The following is a 19,435-nucleotide window of genomic DNA, read 5'->3' as shown; positions in this document are numbered from 1 at the left end:
AAAATAGATTGTGTGTTGCCGGCCGGGGTGCCGGTTCGATCATTCGGTGGGGGCCTTTTGAAAAATATCCCCGTCCTTTGCGATCCAGAGTTCTGCTGACTGAACTGCTTCACGGATGAGTTTATCCATGTCAACTTTCTTCTCTTCGGCTTCGATAAGTTCCTGACCGGAGCGGGTTGCCGGTTTTTTCGGGACCGCGAGGCATTCCGTATCTCCGGGACTTTCATGATATGTGCCGATCCTCCGTGATATTGCCACGATCTCCTCCTTGTCATAGGTAAGAAGCGGTCTCAGAACCGGGAGTTTGACTGATGTCGTGATAACGCCCATGTTCTGGAGTGTCTGGGATGCTACCTGTCCAAGATTCTCTCCGGAGACGATGCCTTCCAGCTTATTCTGCTCTGCTATCCCCTCTGCTACACGCATCATGAATCTTTTACAGAAAAGACAGGTATAATGCCGGTCACAGGAGGCTGTCATCGCATCGAAGAATGGTTCGAGATCTGCGATCCAGAGCGGTATGCCTCTTCCCGGACACCAGGTGGAGAGGATCCTGACGTTGTCCATCGCCAGACTTCGCGTGGCAGATCCCGCCCATCTTCCGCCGTCCATGAATACGCCGGAGATGGTCACTCCTCTTCTCATCATCAGCCACGCGGCGACCGGCGAGTCGATGCCTGAGGAAAGAAGAGCCGCGGCACGCCCGGCAGTTCCAAGCGGCAGACCTCCCTGCCCCGGGATCCGTTCGTCGTAGACGATCCCGCCGTATTCGCGTGCTTCAACGAAGACTTCATACTCGGGATTATCGAGATCCACCACGAAGTCCGGGATCTTCTCCCAGATCACATCGGCGATCATGCCGGCAAGCTGCTGGCTGGTAAATCCGCTCACATGCTGACGTCGTGCTCTGACCGCAAAACGCATACCGGGTTTGAGTTTTTTCTCGGCAAACTTCAGGGCCGTCTTCGCCATGTCTTCCGGAAGGTTTGTGGTGGTCTCACAGATACTGACATCAACGATCCCAAATATTCTTGCAGCGATCGGTGCGATTTTTTCCGGATCACCAAAAATCAGGATCCTTCCCCGGTACTCTTCGAGTGAGTATTCTATCTCCTGCGTTTCCATCGCTGCTTTGATGTTTCGTGTTAAAGCCAGCATGAACTGTTTTTTTACCGGTTCGCTTTTGAGCCAGAGCTCACCGATACGAACCATTACTGCTCTATTCTGCTCCATGTATTCCCTCCTCCTGTTTTATATTCTTTAAATGATATCGTGGTAAACCCGAACGTTTTCAGATCCTCTGTATATAATGCAGCGCGGACCATCTCATTTCTTTCGGTCTCGATCACCGCGTCTCTGCCGCAAAGACGCACGCGCAGAACTCCCTGTATCCCTTTTTTCCGAAGAAAGGCTTCGCTTTCGGCAATTATTTTCAGGTTTTCTTCGGTGATCTCTTCGCCGAACGGAATTCTCGTGGCAAGGCAGGATGATGCCGGGTACACCGTGACTCCAAGCTCCTTTGCTATTGAGATGATCCCGCGTTTGCCGATTCCGCAGAGAGCAAACGGACTGACGATGCCCAGCTCTTTCAGAGCTTTTTTTCCCGGGCGTTCTTCATCAGCATCATCAGCATGTGTCCCGTCACAGACCGTTTTTCCGTCTGCTGCGAAGAGAAGGGTCTGCATGATCTGTTTTTTACAGAGATAACATCTGTCTTCAGGGTTGGACCGCAGATGTTCATCACTAAGAACCGAAACGTCGATGACTCTCCACTCTACTCCCAGTTTTCGGGCGAACAGTTCTGCCCGTACTATCTCCTCCGGCGGGGTGAACTCCGATCTGACAGTGGCGGCAGAAACCGGCAGTCCCTCCTTTACGAATGAGGCAAGAAGCGTCATGCTGTCGGTCCCGCCTGAAAGAGCAATCAGCGCGGGCGTGTTCTCTTTAAGTATTGTTCTCAGACTCATTTCTGATCAATAATCCGCAGTTTTCTTACTGCGTGGGAGCTTTTCGCGAAGTATGCCGAAAGGAAGAAGGTGAACTCCGGGGACCATATCTCTTCATTTTTGCGGATGGAATATCCCTCTTCCATCGATATCCTGACATGTTTTCCAATCGAGCCGGAGAGGATCTTCTGCTGATCGGCCAGAAGGTCATAGGCATGCGGGTATCTGCGGTCCACCTCGGTATAATATCTGTCTTCACTGATCCATGGTCCGGCAAATGGATTGCCTATGAGATATTTTTCCACGAACCTGTCTGCATTGTCATGCACCCAGACTGGCGGTCCGTTTCGAAGAGTGATCTTTGGCAGATCGGCAACCAGCAGTTCGAAGATGATCAGACAGTTATCTGTTCCCATCATCACTTCTGCACGGTGAACCGGGAAGTCCTCTGTTTCGAGCTGGTTTCGTATTGACTCCATCGTTTTTCTCAACTGCGGAACGACGGTGTCGGGGACATAGGCCGGTGTTTTAAAAGAGAGAGCCAGCATTGTGGTCCCCCGCGTCTCCAGCACAGATCTGAACTCCTCTTTTGAGATCGACGTCGGCGCATCGGGAATGAAGTAGCATTGATCGGGTTTCGTGCAGTAATCTCTGGCAAGTTCGACGAACTCGGAGAAACGCGTGGGGGTAAGTGCCGCCGCCACGTTTCTGGTTTTGTCGGTCGGATCAATAACTATCAGCGGTTCGGAGAAAAGTTTTCTGACCGTTTTTTTATCAGGATAGAATCTCTCGATATCGATGACCTCTCCGTAACGGAACGTCGATGCTGCCTGAAGAAGTTCCGTGAATCCTCCATATGCGAGAATCAGCAGTTCGCAAAGGTATCCGGAGAATCCGCCGGTCATATGGTCTGAACCATAGACACCCCCGCCTTTTGTGAACTGTTTCAGGAGAAGAACATCATCACGCAGACCGCCGATCCGGTCAAGAAGATAGCGGGTATGAAACGGTGTCCGGTCAACAGCGCACTGCATCTCGGCGGTCGAATCGATATGGTAGCAGGGGACCAGATCGACATCAAACCCCTCGATTACGGCATTCAGGTAAGGATGTTCAGCATACTTCTCTTCGGAGGATCCCTTGAACATCTCTACAACTGCATATGCGGCGGCAAGTCCCTTTTCCTGCAGTTCCTCACGGGAGAGTGTTTTTGGAAACAGCATGAATATGTCGATGTCTTTATCTCCGCGGACCCATGTTCCGCGGGCAACTGATCCCGTCATCATCGCCGGCACTCCAGCGACCCGGATCACTGCATCGATGAGTTTTTGCCCCATCTCCTGAACTTCGCGCCGCTCCTTATCTGCCGGTCGGACGTTTAGTAATATCTCTTCCTCTATTGTGTTTCTCATAATCTCACCCGCGCAAGTGTGGAATATATTGATCCTTTTGAGGTTAATGTGCTCTGTTTCAGGAGTATCTCCCCGATCTGGCATGTGCCAAACTCTCTGTTCTGCAGGATCTCCGTTTTATCCGCGAGATCGGGCGTATACTCTTTTATGCGGGCAAGGGTGATATGGGGGGAAAATGGCCGTGTCTCTTTAGAAAATCCAAGCGGCAGAAGATATGTGTCGATCTGCTTTGCAAGATCGGCGCAGCATCCCTGATCCGTCACCTCGGCTTTGATGACCCGCCTGCCGAATGTGCTGACCCGCGCTGCGGTCAACGGAAACGGGGCGCTCCTTATCTTTTCAAGAGCGGCTGCAATGTTTTGGATCTTACTCTCCTGGACCTCTCCCAAAAACTTCAGCGTGATATGCATCTGATCTGCGGTCGGCAGTGTCAGACGTGCATTCGAACCCGAAAGTAACATCCCTGCCTCTTCCAGCCTGTTTCTCATCTCTTCTGCCGGTTCAACTGCTATAAATACCCGTGCCATTCTAGGTGATTATTTGCCACTCATGCATTATGATAGTTACATTGGTCAAAAAAATTCCCACCTACCATTCTATAACCTCATAACACGCATATGTACGAAGAATGGAGGAAACAAAAACATTCGCGGAGTTCGCTATCTCTGAAGAACTACTTCAGGCGATAGGCGACATGGGATTTGAGGAGCCTACACCAATTCAGGCAATGGCAATACCACAGATTCTTGATGGGAAAGATGTAACGGGGCAGGCACAGACGGGAACGGGAAAAACGGCAGCGTTTGGGATTCCAATTATTGAAAGGCTTGATCCAGATAACAAAAATGTACAGGCATTAGTTCTGTCGCCGACAAGGGAACTTGCAATACAGACGGCCGAGGAGTTCTCCCGGCTGATGAAATACAAAAAAGGACTCAATGTAGTCCCGATTTACGGCGGACAGCCGATCGAGCGCCAGCTTCGTGCCCTCAAAGGCAGTGTGCAGGTCGTCATCGGTACTCCGGGTCGTGTGATTGATCACATCAAACGCGGGACCCTTCACCTTGACTCGATCAGCATGTTCATTCTGGACGAAGCTGATCAGATGCTCGATATGGGATTCCGTGATGATATCGAGGATATCTTCCGTGATACTCCGAAGAACCGGCAGACGATTCTGTTTTCGGCTACTATGCCGCAGCCGATTCTGGACATTACCAGAAGGTTCCAGCATGATCCTCAGTTCGTGAAGATCACCCGCAAGGAACTTACGGTCCCTCAGATCGAACAGACTTATATTGAAGTCAGAGAGCGCGACAAGCTTGAAGCGCTTTGCCGCACTCTTGATATGAACAACCCCGAACTTGCGCTCGTGTTCTGCAATACGAAGAGAACGGTTGATGATCTCATGAGCCGTATGCAGGCGCGCGGATACTTTGTGGAAGCTCTCCACGGAGATATGAAGCAGCAGCAGCGCGATCGCGTTATGGCACGCTTCCGGGCCGGAACCATCGATGTTCTGATTGCAACGGATGTTGCAGCACGGGGTATCGATGTCGATGATGTGGATATCGTATTCAACTACGATGTTCCGCAGGATGTCGAGTATTATGTCCACCGTATCGGCAGAACTGCCCGTGCGGGCAGGACTGGAAAATCCGTAACGTTTGTTGCTCCGCGCGAGATATACAAACTCAGGGATATCCAGAGATATGCAAAGATCCAGATCGCCAAGACTCCTCTGCCGACCTTAGACGATGTCGCCGAGATGAAACAGCAGATATTCCTGGACAAAGTCCGTGATATCATGTCTGCTGGAAATCTCGAGTTGTATCTGCCTCTTGTCGAACAGCTTCTTGAAACCGAAACCGAGGCCGGTTCAGAATCTGCAGCAGAAGTGACCAGTATCCAGGTCGCCGCAGCTCTTTTGAAGATGCACCTTGATTCGGGCAAGAATGCGGGTCAGAGTGAGGAGATCAAACCTCTTCAATCATCCCCCTCGATCTCGGAGAACGTTACTCCGGGTACTGTTGAGAACAGCGGTGCTGAACCGGGAATGGTAAGATTCAGGATATCTCTTGGTAAAAACCAGCAGATACGCCCGAAGGATATCGTAGGCGCCTTTGCAGGCGAGTGCGACATTCCCGGATCTTCTATTGGAAGGATCGACCTGTACAACAACTACTCGTATGTTGACGTCCCTCTGGAGCATGCGAACCTCGTTGCCGAAGTCATGGGTTCCAAGACCATTCGCGGTCAGGAACTTGAGATCTCGATTGCAGCACCACGTACTGCTGAAGAGGAAGAACATGAACGTGACCGGGATAAAGGCGGAGATCGGCGCGGAGGTTCCTCTGGCGGATACAGAAGCGGCGGTTCATCCAGCTCAGGCGGAGATCGCCGCAGTTACTCCAACAACCGCAGTGGGTCCTCTTATGGAAATCGCGGCGGAAGTAATTACCGCAGCGGTGACCGGAGCTCCGGAAGCGGCGAACGCCGCAGTTACGGCAGTTCAGGCAGCGGTGACAGAAGAAGTTTCAGCCGCGGAAGCAGCGGATCGGGTGCCCCCAGACGGGATTCCGGTCACGGTTTCTACGGAAGAGACTGACCCTCCCTTTTTTTAATATTCATATTCTATTCGTCCGCTCGAGGATACCTTCATTATTTCCAAGCACCTATAAGTAAAGAGTTTTCAAGGGTACTCCTGAAGAAACTTCCCGGTCTCATCTATGAAACCGGCGGTCTGCGGGATGGACAAGAATATTGCGGGGACTCACCTCCCCTGAGTCTTGTCCGGAGTGCAGTGAACCTCAAAAAGGTGAACAAACATGGATTTCAACTTATCTTTAAGAAGAGCAATGAAAACCGGCGAGGTAACCCTCGGCCAGAACTCTGTTGAGAAAATCGTTGCTGAAAACAAAGCAGAACTCGTCATCATCGCCAAGAATGCCCCGGAAAAAGTCCGTGCATTTCTTGCTGCAAATGAAAACGTTCCTCTCTATGAATTTGACGGCAGCTCACGTCAGCTCGGCAAAGAATGCGGTAGAGACCACATGATCAGCGTGCTTGCGATCGTCAATGCAGGCGAATCCGACATCCTCTCCCTTAAGAGTGAATAAATATGAGTGAGATTACCATTTCCGAAGACGCCATGCGTATGATTGCCCAGTTCGAAAATCTCACCGGTGCGGGCGCAAGAGACTGTGTTGTCGATGATAAATTCGGCCGGATCCTCTTTGTCATCAATCCCGGAGAGATGGGACTTGCAATCGGAAAGAAAGGTGCCAGCATCAAGAAGGCATCTGACGCTTTCGGTAAGAAGGTCGAGGTCGTCGAATACAATCCGGACAAGGTTCAGTTTATCAGAAACTGTTTCCTCCCCGTCCAGGTACAGACCGTCACCTTCGAAGAGGATGAAGAGGAAAATACCGAAGTCGCCTACATCGAAGTTGCAGACGCCGACCGCGGTCTTGCAATCGGAAAAGAAGGCAGAAACATCATAAAAGCAAAGAAACTCGCGTTCCGCCAGTTTGATATCGCCAATGTCGAGCTCAAACAGGAAGAGGAAGAAGAGTCTGATGAGGATGAGTTATAACCTCACCTCTTTTTTGAGATAATATCTTTCGAAGTCTGATTTATAAAAATCGGAACTGTGTTACTTTTCCGGATGTTTTTCCTGATATGCAGCTTCGGGACCCATTGCCAGAAGCTCCTCAAGTGTATTCACGTTTCTGAAACTTTCAAGATCGGGATCCACTGTTCGAAACATCTCCGGCGGTATCCGTTTTGTGTTCAGTGTATTCACCATGTCACGAAGTGAAAGAGATTCATGGTTTATGACGTATTCTCTGAGAGCTGATACCCGGTAAACGGCATGCAGAGGTTCGAGATCGGTGTTCTCCCACTCTGGGATGATCGCATCATACTCTTCAATATTCTCAAAAAGATAGTGTACGATGGGTTTGTGAATCGTGGGCATGTCGCACGCTGAGATGAACACCAGGTCTCCCTTGATCTCATTCAGACCTGCTGAGATCCCGCCGATCGGTCCGAGTCCGGGTTTTGTGTCCCATGTACATCGTACGAGGTCCGAAAGTCCGGAGAAATGCTCAGTCTGTTTTTTATTTTTTGCGACGATGACGATCTCATCGACAAGTCCCTCAAATGTCATGACAAGTCGCGAGATAAATGAACAGCCCCTGTACGAGAACAAATATTTTTCGCGTCCGTTTACCCGCCGTGCCTCGCCTCCGGCCAGGATCATTGCTGATCTTTTTATCTGCATGAAAGCTCCTCTTTGAAATGTGTCAGATTTACGATCGTTTCATTTACCGGTGTGGAGATTTTGTGTTTTCTTCCAAGCATCACGATTGCCCCGTTGATATGATCGACCTCGGTTTTTCGGCCGGATGTGACATCCTGATACATGGAGCAGAAATGTGCTGCAGTGGGTGGTATTTTTTTTGTTCTGAGGAATTCCAGATATTCGCCGGCTGTTTTCTGTGCAAGAACGACATTTTCTGCGCATGAAACCTCGAATGCCTCCTGAACAATGCTGGTGATGATGTTCCAGGCAGGTTCTTTGAGCAGTTCACCGTAGGGACATTCCATGATGGCCCCGAGAGGGTTGAGTGAACAGCTGTATAATGCTTTTGACCAGATAACTCCTCTGATGTTATCGGTCGAACTTGCCCGCATACCTGATTTCTTGAAAATATCTGCAAGAATGTCGGCTTTTATGTCAGTTCCGCCCGGGAACCTTCCAAATACTGTCTCTCCTCCGTCGACTGATACAAACACTGCGTTGTCAGCTTTCCACTCAAATCCGGTTATGATCATTGCGCCAAGCACATGGTCGGTGTATTCGGCGATGATCTCCTCGTTTCCAATTCCGTTCTGAAGGCTTACGACCTCTGCTTCGCCGAATAGATGATTGTACTGCTCACATATCTCCCTTGTGGCGGCAGCTTTGGTGGATATGATAATATAATCCCAGGTTTCTTTCGGCGGAACACTTCCGCAGGGAAACCGGACGTTTTCCTCTCCCCAGATCCCTGTCAGAAAAAAACCCTCGTTTTCTATAGATGTGCTGCATCTATCACGGCATACCGCAAAAACCTCGGCATATTTTGATAATTTTGCGGCGACTGACAGACCTACGGCCCCGGCGCCAAGTATTAATATCTTCATTTGTTCTTACTCTATTGTCTCTAAACCACATTAAAAGAAAGGTTTTTCTAAGGAGTTTTTTGCTTTGTTTCCGGATACAGAACATCCAAATTATTTCAATAAATTATACCAAAAATTCTTAAAACATATTTAATGTATATAATATTTATAAATATTATATTTTACAATACGATTAATTAATAATGGAGATACACTAACATACTTGTATGCAGAAAAAGCTGATTCTTATTTTCATGGCTCTCGTTATGTGTGTCATGGTAGTTTTTACCGCAGGATGCACCGAGACCGGCAACGAGAATGCCACCGTTGAGATCCTCTATACCGGAGCAGGAACCATGCCCGGACTTCTCGCTACCGGCCAGATCGACGGTTACATCAACTGGCAGCCTTTCATTGCCGTTGCCTTAGAGGGTGACATTGGAAAAGTGGTATCCTACAGTCAGGATTTACCACCTAAAGGGACCTGGACCGATCATACCTGCTGTGTGTTCGGCGCCAATTCCAAGGCATTGGAAAATCCGGATGCTGCAGCAAGCCTTTCGGCTCTGATGATCCTTGGAAACAAATATATCAACGACTATCCGGACAATGCCGCAGCTTTGACTGCAGACTGGCTTTTCTCCAGTCAGAACATGACTTACGGAAATGTGATCGTCAGTTCAACTGATGTAATGAAGACCTCGATTCCGACGATCAAGTTCTCCAGCGAAATCACTGACTCGTGGCTGAACAGCAATGAGGCGTTCATCCAGTCACAGCGCGATCTGGGTATCGTTACCGCCAAGCTCGCTTCGACCACAACGGACGAATCTGCAGCTCTCCTTTACGACTTTGGTCCGTATGACTCAGCAGTTAAACAGATCGAAAGCAAAACCTTCGTCACTCCTGCTGCGACCTCGACCATATCGATCGGGTATCTGCCAAGCGATCACGATGCGCCTTTGTTTGTTCTTTTGAAGGACTGGGAGTACTTCAAGAGTGCCTACAACTGTTATCTGAAACCCGTCACGGAGAAAACCGGAAAGATCACGGACGCAGAACTCTACATCAACGGTCAGAAGGTTGCCAATGTCAAACTCATCGAAGGAACCGGCGGACCTCAGCTGATGACGCTTCTCCAGCAGAATGCAATTCAGTATGCACTCGCCGGCACCCCGCCGTTTATCAGTGCAGTCGATAAGAGTACCGGTGATATGGGTCTCAAGATCCTCTCGCCCCTTATGCTTGAAGGCTCAGGACTTGTGGTCTCGACCTCTTCCCCGGCAAACGACTGGGACGGGTTTGTTGCCTGGATCAAAGCACGCAGCGCCGAAGGGAAAAATGTGGTTCTTGGTGACCCTCAGCTCGGGTCTATCCAGGACGTTCAGCTGAAGTTCGCTCTTGAATATGCCGGCATAGGCTACGTGGTTAAATCCGCGTAACCTCACTCACAATTTTTTGTTCTCTTTTTTCGGCATGTTTCTTTGGTTATTCACGCCGGAGTACCGGGGTAAAACAAGTAACACATTTGATATCCTGTAACATGTACATACATAAAAGAGGATGGTGAATAACAAAGATCATGAAATGGTACATTAAGCTGATACTTCCGGCACTTGTTCTTGTCATGTGGGAGGTTGCGGCAATTCTGATGAACAATGCATACATCCTCCCCCGGGTGGAAAACGTCCTTGCTGTTTTTCTGACGCCGTTTGCCGACCTCTACGGATGCGGAAGTCTGATGGAAAACAGCTGGGTCAGTATTTACCGGGTAACGCTTGGTTTTATCATCGCCTGTCTGATCGCAGTCCCGCTGGGTATCATTCTCGGCCGGTATCCGGTTCTTGAACAGTTTTCAGACAGTCTGATCCAGATCCTGCGCCCGATCCCTCCTATGGCGTGGGTGCCTCTTTCTCTCGCCTGGTTCGGTCTGGGGCTTACTCCTATCGTGTTCATTATCGTGATAGGGTGTATCTTCCCTATCCTTGTAAACACGATCGACGGTGTAAAGAGGGTCAAGAAGAGCTGGGTCGAAACAGCCAGGATCTATCAGGCAAATGAACGCCAGATCATCACGAAAGTACTCGTCCCCGCGGCAGGTCCCGCCATATGGAACGGGCTCCGTGTGGGATTTGGGATCGCCTGGATGAGTGTTGTCGCAGCAGAAATGATGCCGGGTACCGTTTCCGGTCTTGGCTATCTCATCATGTATACGTACAACTGGGGCCAGGTCCAGATGGTTATCGCCGGTATGATCGCTATTGGTATCATAGGTATTGTTATGGACCAGTTCTTCCAGTATGTTCTGCGGAAAAAGTTCGCCTGGGAGGTGCTTGACAAATGACTGACTGGGATAAAGTATGGGTAAAGGTGGAGGACGCCACAAAGACGTTCTCTTCCCGGAAAGGTGATGTCACCGCTTTGGAGCATGTCAATCTTGAGGTCCACGACGGTCAGTTCGTCTGTCTGCTCGGTCCTTCCGGCTGCGGAAAAACCACGCTGCTTCGGATGATCGGGGGACTTGATGTTCCGACCAGTGGGAAAGTCTCCATCGATGGAAAAATCGTGGACGGGCCTTCACCGAAAATGACGATGGTCTTCCAGGAATACTCGCTTTATCCGTGGCGTACCGTTGCGGAAAATGTGGGTTTTGGTCTGGAGATGATGGGCGTTTCCAAAGAAGAGCGGATCATCGAGGTGAATAAGCGTCTCGCTCTGGTAGGTCTGACCGGATTTGCCGACAGTTATCCCTACGAGCTGTCAGGGGGTATGCGTCAGAGGGCTGCCGTTGCCCGGGCTCTAGCCTCGGATCCGGCCGTCATGCTGATGGATGAACCATTCGGCGCGCTCGATGCGCAGACCCGGAATAAAATGCAGCGCGAGCTTCTCCAGATCTGGGAGGAAACGAAAAAGACGATCCTTTTCGTTACACACAGTGTTGATGAAGCGGTTTATCTTTCTGACAAAATTGTCATTCTGACTCCCCGTCCGGGAAGAATATATGAAATATATCCAAATACTCTGCCCAGGCCGCGTGATCGTACCAGTGTGGAGTTTGCGAAACTCAGGAAAGATGTTCTCGCCGAGATCGAGAAATTAGAGGGGGAGAATGAGAACCTTTAATATGGTTTCCAACCAACCTAATTTGCACATTTAAGAGAGCTAGGAGTAATTAAAAATGGTAAGAAAGCCAGCACGAATGTATAATAAGCTCGCCAAGAAGGCATATTGCCGCCGTGAATATATGGGCGGTGTACCGGGCTTAAAAGTTGTAACGTTTGATATGGGAAACCTCTCTGAAGAGTTCCCGGTCGCAATTCATCTTGAAGCGCTTGAAGCATGCCAGATCCGTCACACGGCAATGGAAGCTGCACGTATCAACATGAACAGACGTCTGATGAAAGATGTCGGAAAAAACAATTTCCACTTAAAGATCAGACCATACCCTCACCACGTTCTCCGTGAACACAAACAGGCAACCGGAGCCGGTGCAGACCGTATTTCTGAAGGTATGAGACTTGCATTCGGCAAACCAGTCGGAACTGCAGCACGTGTTGAAGAAAGACAGCGTATTTTCACCGTCTGGACAACCCCGCAGTATATCGACCAGGCAAAGGATGCCCTGCTCCACAGCGGATACAAACTCCCGACTCCGGTCCGGGTAATCGTTGAGAACTAAGGCTTTTGCCTAAGCTCTCAATTTATGATACTTTTTTGTTGAAACTGTATGTTGGTTGCGATCTTGTGCAGGGTACCGTCTGATTCTGCACGTAACTACTGACTCCTCACCGATAGAGATTCGTGGTTTATTTCATTTTGCGGTGTTCGGGCTCTTTTGGTTTGTTCCGCCTTTTTCCTCTCGATGGGAATGTATTAATATCATCCTGCTGGAAACGTTAGGATTATGTTTGATCTGTTTAAAAAATCGAAGGCATCTTCCAATGCGCCTGAGATTGAGGATGATGAGTCTGATGAGGAAAATATTGTCATCTGGGAGCGGTACAACACAAAGACCTGTGAGGTGGAAGATATCCTTGAGCTGGAATGCTATGATGAGGACGGGCTTGAAGCGATGGAAACGCTCACCGACGTGAAAAAACCAAACGGTGAGTGGCAGGGATACCGGTACGTGTACATATCAAACGGCGTGGAGAAACATATCCGTCCAAAAGACAATAGATATCCCTGATTTTTATATGAGCAACAGTTTTTTTTCAGGTGGAGCCCGCGCTTGATACGGAATACATGCAAATATCACTTACTGTTACTCATCTGTGTGTATTATCTCGGCATTTTATGCTTTAATCCGGGGATATTATTCAGAAATGGGTGTGAATGTCCTGAAATTACAATTTGGGCATGATCCCGGGTCTGATGGAGGGAGACGGCATACCGGGTCCATGAACCATTTTTCATCACGAAGTAAGTTAAGGCTGGAGAACTATTATAGAACATCGCGGAACATTTCCGGGAATATCATCTGAACGATCCGCACGAACGGATATCCCGTTATGCGGAATCTGGTATGTGAACAAGCGTTCTTCAAAGCGAAGAACGGGAAAGAAAAAATGACAGAGTTTGTCGCAACCTTACAAAAACAAATAAAGCACCAGAAGCCTCCCGCAAAAACCCCGGGACAGTCTGCCAGAACCATTCGTCGGAAATATGAACTCATCGAACAGCTGAAAGAATCGGCAAAGTGAGAATATATCTGCCGTTGTATTAGGGAGATGACATACTTTTTTGATCTTGACGCGGTGATATTGTTTCGATTCCCTGTGGAATGGGAATATTCAGGCGCCGAAATGTATCCCTGAAGAAATTTTATCTCCTAAAAATGTATGATCTGCTTTTTTAAGCCAATGGTGATATTAATATAATTGGTACAATTTTACTATTGCATAGCAGTAGTAAGGAAAAAAATTCTGCAGAGCAAAAGGATGCGTGCAAAAATGGGAATATACCGATATCAGAAAGTGGATGCGTTTACATCAGATACATCAGCCGGTAATCCGGCTGCCTGCATTTTTTTGGATGAAGAACAATCTTTGTCAGAAGAAGCAATGCTGGAGATTGCCAGGCAGCACAAAGGGTTTGTTTCCGAAGTGGTCTACTGCCGGATGCACGGCGGTGTTTTTCTAACCTACTATTCATCTGAATGTGAAGTGAATTTCTGCGGACACGGGACGATCGCATGTATGTACTCCTTAGTTAAAAACACGGCGAGCCTTTCTGCATGCAGCGAAATACCGATCCATACGAACAGAATGGGGCAATTAACTGTCTATAACAGAATCAGAGATCAGGACGCTGTATTTATCTCTGCTCCCAAGCCAGCGTATATCGCTTCGTCTCTGCAGGCGGCGGATATTTCTGCTCCTTTGCGTTTGTCCGATGAAGATATAAGCAGGGAATTTCCGCTTGAGGTCATCGACGCCGGACTCAGAACATTGATCGTGCCGCTGAACTCTTTCCAAAAACTCGTTTCCATCTATCCGGATGAACCGGGTCTCAAGGAGTTCTGCCTGCAAAATGATATCGACATCATTCTGATCTTTTCTCTGGACCCGGTCGATACAAATAATATTGCCCATACAAGGGTTTTTGCACCGAAATTTGGATATTTGGAGGATCCTGCGACCGGTTCCGGAAATAGCGCGTTTGGATACTACATGTTAAAACACGATATATGGGACGGTTCATTGTGTTCCATCGAACAAGGGGGAAACAACAGAGTATTTAATAGTATCAAACTTCAGTTTCAGGACGATCTCCTGCTGTTTGGCGGTAAAGCCACGATCCGCATCGACGGTGTGTACTATTATTAACAGAGAACCCCAAAGAAAAATGTCCGACCATCAATTGAGATGAGGGCCTAGATAAAAATTGGCGGGGACTGGATTAAATACTGCCGTGCAGAACGTATCATTTAACTGAGAATATGATCGCAGCCAAATCAGAAAAAAAACAAATGACAAGAGAATTGTTTGCTTTTCTTGCCATAACCTTTGCCGCAACCTATCTCCTTGAGATCTTTGTGATCATGCAGGAGGGGTCCGGGATATTATCCAGCAAGTGGGTGCTCATTCCGATGTACATTCCGGCTGTTGGTGCAATACTGTGTATGGTCGGATTCAAATCAAAGGCTTTGACAAGGCAGTCAAAACAATTCCTTGCCATGTTCCTGCTCGCTTCCGCTGTCACGCTGGTGGAGGGATTATATCAGCCTCTTCTTGGAACGATCGGACCTCTTCCCCTTCTTACCGCGATCATCTCTGTTGCGGCATTCCTACTGGTTCTCCTGCAGAACCTGAAAGCATCCGGGAGGAGAAGCCTCTCTGACTCAAAACTATCCTTTGGACATAATTACCGGTACTACCTCATCATACCGGTAATCTTCTCGGTGCTGTTCATCCTTGCGTATTTCATGATCCATATGCTTGGACTGAGCCTTCCGACGATGGAATACAGTCCTGGCTCATTCTTCGTGTTCATTGGCATGTCCGTATTGACGTTCGTTATTACATGGCCCAAATATTTCGGAGAAGAGTACGGCTGGAGATTTTACCTTCAGGACAGGGTATTTGCCCTCTTTGGCGTTTACCCGGGAGTTGTCATTGTTGGGATCGTATGGGGCTTGTGGCACCTGCCGCTTATGCTCGTCGGGTTGAATTTTCCCGACACCCCCCTTGCAGGAAATATCATGTATATCGGATGGACGATCATTCTCGGTATTATATTCAGCTATGCCGTGCTGAAGACCCGGAGCATCTGGATTGCAGTCCTGCTGCATGCCCTCACGGATGCCTTTATTGGTACTGGGAGCGGGTTGATCGCAAACAGCAATATTCTCATAGCATTTCTGCCGATTCTTCTTCTTATGGGAATATTTGCTGCCGTTCTCATCAGGTCGCGGGTATGGAAGGATGAACCAGTCAGTGAAAGTATCGAAAAACCATCCTCTCTCTGAACAGCTCATCTCTGATCCATGTGAGTTCAACAGAGTTTTATCGACACCGAAAGGTGGTGGAAGTGTCAGCTCACTCTGTTAATTGAGATATTTCCGCTGTTCCGTCTCATAGCGACGAATACTGCCTTAAATCACGATTTAACGACCTTAAAAGAGAGCCGTCGGAGGGACTTGAACCCTCGGCCTGCTGATTACGAATCAGCCGCTATACCGCTAAGCCACGACGGCACACTGTGTGCTTAAACACATTGCCTGTTAGACAATAAATAGGTTATTGATTTATGAATATCCCTGAAGGGTCGGCGTATCCGTTCCTTCGGGATGCGCTCCGTTTGTTATCTGTCCAAACTTCGTCTCGTACTCATTCACACTCTTCTGCAGCGCGGTCAGAAGTTTCTTCGCATGGGTCGGGCTGATCGCGACGACTGCCTTTGCTTTTGCCTGATTTGCCATAGGGAGCTGATGTAAAAACATCATCGTGAACTCGTCATCCTTGAATGCGATCTGGATCATATTGCTGTAGACCGGGTCAAGGTTCTGAGGGATCTGAATGTTGAGTTCGTTGCCTGCCATAATTATTAATAGTGTGTTAAACGAACTTATGTTTATGGAGTCATCATGCCGGACGAAAAAATTTCTGTAACAGATGTGGTGAAAGCAGGCACCTGTCCCATGCAGTTGTACCTGGCAAAATCCGTCGTTATTCCCTACGAAGAGCCGATTGCCTACACGGTTGCAAAGCAACTGTCCTATTATCTTGGAGATATCCTCTCTGCCGAGGATGTCTGGGAAGAGGGGTTGAAAAATATGGTTCCCGAGGATCAGCCCGCGCTTTCGTACCTGGAAAAAATGGTTGCCGCCTGCAGCAAGGTGACCTGGCGTCAGGCCGAACGGTATGATGTATCTGTTTATTCTGAAAAATACGGGATATACGGGAAGGTAGACCGGTTTTTTGATGACAGTTTCTCACTTGTAAAAAGCGGCGAGGCGCCGACCCGCGGTGTCTATCTTCACGATCGCCTCAGAGTGATCTGTTATGCCGTCTGTCTTGAAGAGATGTTTGGAAAACCCTTCTACGGGCGCGTTGAGTATCTTGGTTCGGGAACGATCCGCAGTGTCGTTGTAGAGCCAAAAGACCGCCGCGCTCTTTTTCTTGCACTAAGGGCAGCAGAAAAGGTGATGAATGGGGGGATACCGAAAGTCGTCCGCGGCCCGTATTGTACCTGGTGTAAATTCGTGGACACCTGTTCCGCCGTTGAAAAACCCAAATCTCTCTTTTCCAAAATGATGTCAAAGGCATAACATAGATATTCTGAGAATAAAAGATACTAAGATAATAATGACCTTTGAACTCTCAGAAGATATTCTCGAAGCAATACTCAATACCGGAAAGGAGACAGTAAAGGTTTCGAATCTGGAAGATCTGGTACACGGTGATACCGAAGGACTCAGCAAAGCGGTAACCTGTCTCAAAGACAAAGGGTATCTCACCGAATCTGCTCATGGCCTTTCACTCACTGATAAGGGTTCAGTCAAAGCTGCCCAGGTGGCGCGCAAACATGCTGTCCTGACCAGTTTTCTTACCGATGTTCTTGGAACCGAACCTGATCACGCATCAAAGGAGGCGTGCCTCATGGAGCACAGCATCTCGTCAGAAACGATTGACCGCCTTGACACGTTTCTGGAAAAGCGCGGCCCGGGACATAAACCCGGCCGCGAAAGAGGATGGGGGAGACGCGCATCCACGTCGGAACAGACGAGTCCCAGGGAACATGAAGGACATGCCGGACTCACGAAACGAAATCCCATCGTGTCTCTCTCCGAGTGCGAGGAAGGTTATCTCCTGCATGTCTCCATGATCCGGTGCTTTGCAAAACACAGCAGGCTCATCGATCTCGGCGTCATCCCCGGGGAGCTCATCACACTCAGACGAAAACTTGACAATCACGCGGTCGTCATAACCGTAAAAGGATGCGATATCGCATTAAGCCCCGAGGTCGCCGAGAATATCATGGTCGAGCGGTGCAATACCCCATGATGCGCCGGGCAGTTCTGATCGGTAATCCGAGTGTAGGGAAATCCCTTATCTTCAATCACCTGACAGGGCTGGGTGTCGAGGTGAGTAATTATCCGGGCACGACCGTAGGCCTGATGTCCGGACTCGTTCGTCACAACGGAACAGAGTTTTCACTTGCCGATCTTCCTGGGATCTATTCTCTCTCTGGAAGATCCGATGAGGAGAAACTCGTCAGAGAGTATCTTGTCACCGGAGATGCGGATCTCATCGTGGCGGTTTTGGATGCCAAACATCTCGAACGGAATCTGTATCTTCTTCTTCAGGCCTCCGAGATCAGAAAACCTCTGGTGATCGTGCTCAATATGATGGACGATGCAAGATCTGCAGGCAAGATCATCGATGCTGATGCCCTTTCGAAAAAGTTCGGGGTTCCGGTGATCGAGACGATCGCAACAGAGGGTAAAAACCTGGAAAAGATCGCGGACTATGTCATCGGCGATGAACTGCCTGTGCCCGCGATCGTTCCGCGCTATGATCATCACATCGAAGCAGCGGCCAAGAACCTGCAGAAGTTTCATAATCTTTCGGAAGCCGAGTCGATGTTTGCTCTGGAAAATGTTTCCCTGAGCACTCTCTCCCCCGAGGTGATGGAAAGTGCCGCGGTCATCTCAGACGAGATCCAAAAACGGCATATGATGTCGCCGGATCAGATCATCGGGGCAAACCGGCACAACACGGCAAAGGCGATCTCCGAAGAGGTGACGACCATATCCCCGCAGAAGAAACGCCGCGACCTCGACTCGCTTCTCACGCGCGGGTTTCCCGGCGTTCCCATTCTGATCATCACGATGGTCGGTATTCTCGGCATCGTCTTTCTCCTGGGCGGATTTCTGGAGGAGGGCATCATCGGTTTGATGACGACCTACCTTCTTGATCCGTTTCACACTCTGGAGCTGAATCCGTTTCTGGATACGGTCGGGGGCGCCGTGATCCTTGCTTTGATGTCAGGTTTCGGCATCGCCTTTCCTTACGTGTTTTTGTTCTATATCTTCATCTCGATTTTAGAGGACACCGGATATCTGACCCGAGCTGCTTTCCTTGCGGACCGGGGTATGCACAGATTAGGTCTCCACGGGCAGGGACTGATTCCACTCGTGCTGTCATTTGGATGCAGTGTCCCTGCGATCATGAGCACGCGTTTTCTCCCGACCAGACGTGAACGGGTGATCGCCTCCGTTCTCGTGACGATGCTTCCCTGCTCTGCGAGAACCGTCGTCATCTCCGGGATCGTTGCTTCCTTCGTCGGGTTCGGCGCCGCATTTTCCATCTACGGGATCGTCTTCATTCTGGTCTTTGTTCTCGGCTGCGTGCTTTCCCGGATAACTCCCGGTGAACAGTACGGGATGATCCTCGAGATGGCTCAGCTGCGCCGTCCGATCCCGAAGTATGTGGTGAAAAAAGCATGGATGCGTGTCAGCGAGTTCCTGTACATCGCGATGCCTCTTCTGCTGATCAGCAGTGTGTTTCTGGGGATCTTTGAGTACCTCGGACTTGTCACGATGTTCGAGTCATTCATAGATCCGATTTCCACCGCGGTCCTCGGGCTGCCCGGATTTGCGTTCACCGCTCTCATGTTTGGGATCCTTCGAAAAGAGATGGCATTTGAGACACTCGCAGTCTTAGGGGGAACGACCGATCTTGCTTCGATCCTTTCGAGCAGTCAGCTCTATATCTTTGCCTTGGTGTGTGTTCTTTTCGTTCCCTGTATCTCAACGATCGCCGTTCTGATGAAGGAGATCGGGGTAAAAGCGGCCGCTCTTATCACGGTGTTCACTCTTCTGCTCGGCACTTCCCTTGGCGCGCTTCTGCATTTTGTGTTCATGCTTGTATGAGCCGGGGATCCCCCTCCCTCTCTCAATAA

Annotated in this window: 21 protein-coding genes and 1 tRNA gene; 14 read left to right on the top strand and 8 right to left on the bottom strand. The window is 49.2% G+C overall.

Annotated features, from left to right (window positions below; translation table 11 throughout):
* Positions 1-39: 39 nt before the first annotated feature.
* The 4 genes from thiI to thpR are packed head-to-tail and all read right to left on the bottom strand — an operon-like array spanning position 40 to position 3,885.
* Positions 40-1,233 (bottom strand): tRNA uracil 4-sulfurtransferase ThiI, encoded by a 1,194-nt coding sequence (gene thiI, locus H575_RS00300; protein ID WP_052319875.1) that lies wholly within the window; start codon positions 1,231-1,233, stop codon positions 40-42.
* Entirely contained in the window at positions 1,212-1,967 is a 756-nt protein-coding gene (gene larE, locus H575_RS00295) for an ATP-dependent sacrificial sulfur transferase LarE (protein ID WP_042696388.1), read from the bottom strand. Before larE ends, thiI begins: the two co-directional genes overlap by 22 nt.
* Entirely contained in the window at positions 1,964-3,358 is a 1,395-nt protein-coding gene (gene cca / locus H575_RS00290; RefSeq protein WP_042696387.1) for a CCA tRNA nucleotidyltransferase, read from the bottom strand. The genes larE and cca overlap by 4 nt, the downstream gene beginning before the upstream one ends.
* Positions 3,355-3,885 carry an RNA 2',3'-cyclic phosphodiesterase gene (gene thpR, locus H575_RS00285; protein WP_042696386.1) on the bottom strand — a complete coding sequence of 177 codons (531 nt, stop codon included), beginning with the start codon at positions 3,883-3,885 and terminating at the stop codon, positions 3,355-3,357. Before thpR ends, cca begins: the two co-directional genes overlap by 4 nt.
* Positions 3,886-3,986: 101 nt before the next feature.
* On the opposite strand from thpR, the gene H575_RS00280 reads away from it, so the two are divergent.
* The 3 genes from H575_RS00280 (at position 3,987) to H575_RS00270 (ending at position 6,953) form a co-directional block, all read left to right on the top strand.
* A complete protein-coding gene (locus tag H575_RS00280) occupies positions 3,987-5,966 on the top strand; it encodes a DEAD/DEAH box helicase (protein WP_042696385.1) in 1,980 nt (659 codons plus the stop codon).
* A 220-nt stretch (positions 5,967-6,186) separates the two neighbouring features.
* Positions 6,187-6,477 carry a 50S ribosomal protein L30e gene (locus tag H575_RS00275; RefSeq protein WP_042696384.1) on the top strand — a complete coding sequence of 97 codons (291 nt, stop codon included), beginning with the start codon at positions 6,187-6,189 and terminating at the stop codon, positions 6,475-6,477.
* 2 nt (positions 6,478-6,479) lie between these two features.
* The gene (locus H575_RS00270) at positions 6,480-6,953 is read left to right on the top strand and encodes a NusA-like transcription termination signal-binding factor (protein ID WP_042696383.1); all 474 of its coding nucleotides are present in this window, start codon (positions 6,480-6,482) and stop codon (positions 6,951-6,953) included.
* A gap of 60 nt (positions 6,954-7,013) precedes the next feature.
* Here H575_RS00270 and mobA read toward each other — a convergent pair whose 3' ends face one another.
* Positions 7,014-7,643, bottom strand: a complete 630-nt coding sequence (gene mobA, locus H575_RS00265; protein ID WP_042696382.1) for a molybdenum cofactor guanylyltransferase — start codon at positions 7,641-7,643, stop codon at positions 7,014-7,016.
* A complete protein-coding gene (locus H575_RS00260; RefSeq protein WP_042696381.1) occupies positions 7,634-8,548 on the bottom strand; it encodes a ketopantoate reductase family protein in 915 nt (304 codons plus the stop codon). The genes mobA and H575_RS00260 overlap by 10 nt, the downstream gene beginning before the upstream one ends.
* A 206-nt stretch (positions 8,549-8,754) precedes the next feature.
* Between H575_RS00260 and H575_RS00255 the strand changes: the two genes are divergently transcribed.
* The 8 genes from H575_RS00255 to H575_RS00220 all read left to right on the top strand — a co-directional run bounded on the left by H575_RS00255 (position 8,755) and on the right by H575_RS00220 (position 15,497).
* Positions 8,755-9,969, top strand: a complete 1,215-nt coding sequence (locus tag H575_RS00255; RefSeq protein WP_042696380.1) for an ABC transporter substrate-binding protein — start codon at positions 8,755-8,757, stop codon at positions 9,967-9,969.
* 140 nt (positions 9,970-10,109) lie between these two features.
* Entirely contained in the window at positions 10,110-10,871 is a 762-nt protein-coding gene (locus H575_RS00250) for an ABC transporter permease (RefSeq protein ID WP_042696379.1), read from the top strand.
* Positions 10,868-11,650 (top strand): ABC transporter ATP-binding protein, encoded by a 783-nt coding sequence (locus tag H575_RS00245; RefSeq protein ID WP_042696378.1) that lies wholly within the window; start codon positions 10,868-10,870, stop codon positions 11,648-11,650. Before H575_RS00250 ends, H575_RS00245 begins: the two co-directional genes overlap by 4 nt.
* Positions 11,651-11,705: 55 nt before the next feature.
* Positions 11,706-12,206 carry a 50S ribosomal protein L16 gene (locus H575_RS00240; RefSeq protein ID WP_042696377.1) on the top strand — a complete coding sequence of 167 codons (501 nt, stop codon included), beginning with the start codon at positions 11,706-11,708 and terminating at the stop codon, positions 12,204-12,206.
* Between the two features lie 225 nt (positions 12,207-12,431).
* Positions 12,432-12,716, top strand: a complete 285-nt coding sequence (locus H575_RS00235) for a hypothetical protein (protein ID WP_042696376.1) — start codon at positions 12,432-12,434, stop codon at positions 12,714-12,716.
* Positions 12,717-13,095: 379 nt separating this feature from the next.
* Complete coding sequence (locus H575_RS09595; protein ID WP_281166561.1) at positions 13,096-13,230, top strand: hypothetical protein; 135 nt, start codon at positions 13,096-13,098, stop codon at positions 13,228-13,230.
* A 237-nt stretch (positions 13,231-13,467) separates the two neighbouring features.
* Positions 13,468-14,355, top strand: coding sequence for a PhzF family phenazine biosynthesis protein (locus tag H575_RS00225; RefSeq protein WP_342664195.1), 888 nt, complete (start codon positions 13,468-13,470; stop codon positions 14,353-14,355).
* 143 nt (positions 14,356-14,498) lie between these two features.
* A complete protein-coding gene (locus tag H575_RS00220; RefSeq protein WP_162139383.1) occupies positions 14,499-15,497 on the top strand; it encodes a CPBP family intramembrane glutamic endopeptidase in 999 nt (332 codons plus the stop codon).
* A 156-nt stretch (positions 15,498-15,653) separates the two neighbouring features.
* On the opposite strand, the gene H575_RS00215 is transcribed toward H575_RS00220, so the two are convergent.
* Positions 15,654-15,725, bottom strand: a tRNA-Thr gene (locus H575_RS00215).
* Positions 15,726-15,776: 51 nt separating this feature from the next.
* On the bottom strand, positions 15,777-16,070 hold the full coding sequence (locus H575_RS00210; RefSeq protein WP_042696373.1) for a DUF3467 domain-containing protein: 294 nt from the start codon (positions 16,068-16,070) through the stop codon (positions 15,777-15,779).
* Positions 16,071-16,115: 45 nt separating this feature from the next.
* Here H575_RS00210 and H575_RS00205 point away from each other — a divergent pair, with 45 nt between their 5' ends.
* From H575_RS00205 to feoB, 3 genes are read left to right on the top strand one after another with little or no spacing between them, the layout of a single operon-like run.
* Complete coding sequence (locus tag H575_RS00205) at positions 16,116-16,799, top strand: CRISPR-associated protein Cas4 (RefSeq protein WP_042696372.1); 684 nt, start codon at positions 16,116-16,118, stop codon at positions 16,797-16,799.
* Between the two features lie 37 nt (positions 16,800-16,836).
* A complete protein-coding gene (locus tag H575_RS00200) occupies positions 16,837-17,535 on the top strand; it encodes a metal-dependent transcriptional regulator (RefSeq protein WP_042696371.1) in 699 nt (232 codons plus the stop codon).
* Complete coding sequence (gene feoB / locus H575_RS00195) at positions 17,532-19,406, top strand: ferrous iron transport protein B (protein ID WP_042696370.1); 1,875 nt, start codon at positions 17,532-17,534, stop codon at positions 19,404-19,406. Before H575_RS00200 ends, feoB begins: the two co-directional genes overlap by 4 nt.
* Positions 19,407-19,435: the final 29 nt, after the last annotated feature.

Origin of the sequence: Methanocorpusculum bavaricum DSM 4179 (assembly GCF_000430905.1) — an archaeon.
Taxonomy (GTDB): Archaea; Halobacteriota; Methanomicrobia; order Methanomicrobiales; family Methanocorpusculaceae; genus Methanocorpusculum; species Methanocorpusculum parvum.
This window is presented reverse-complemented; position numbering and strand designations above follow the sequence as displayed.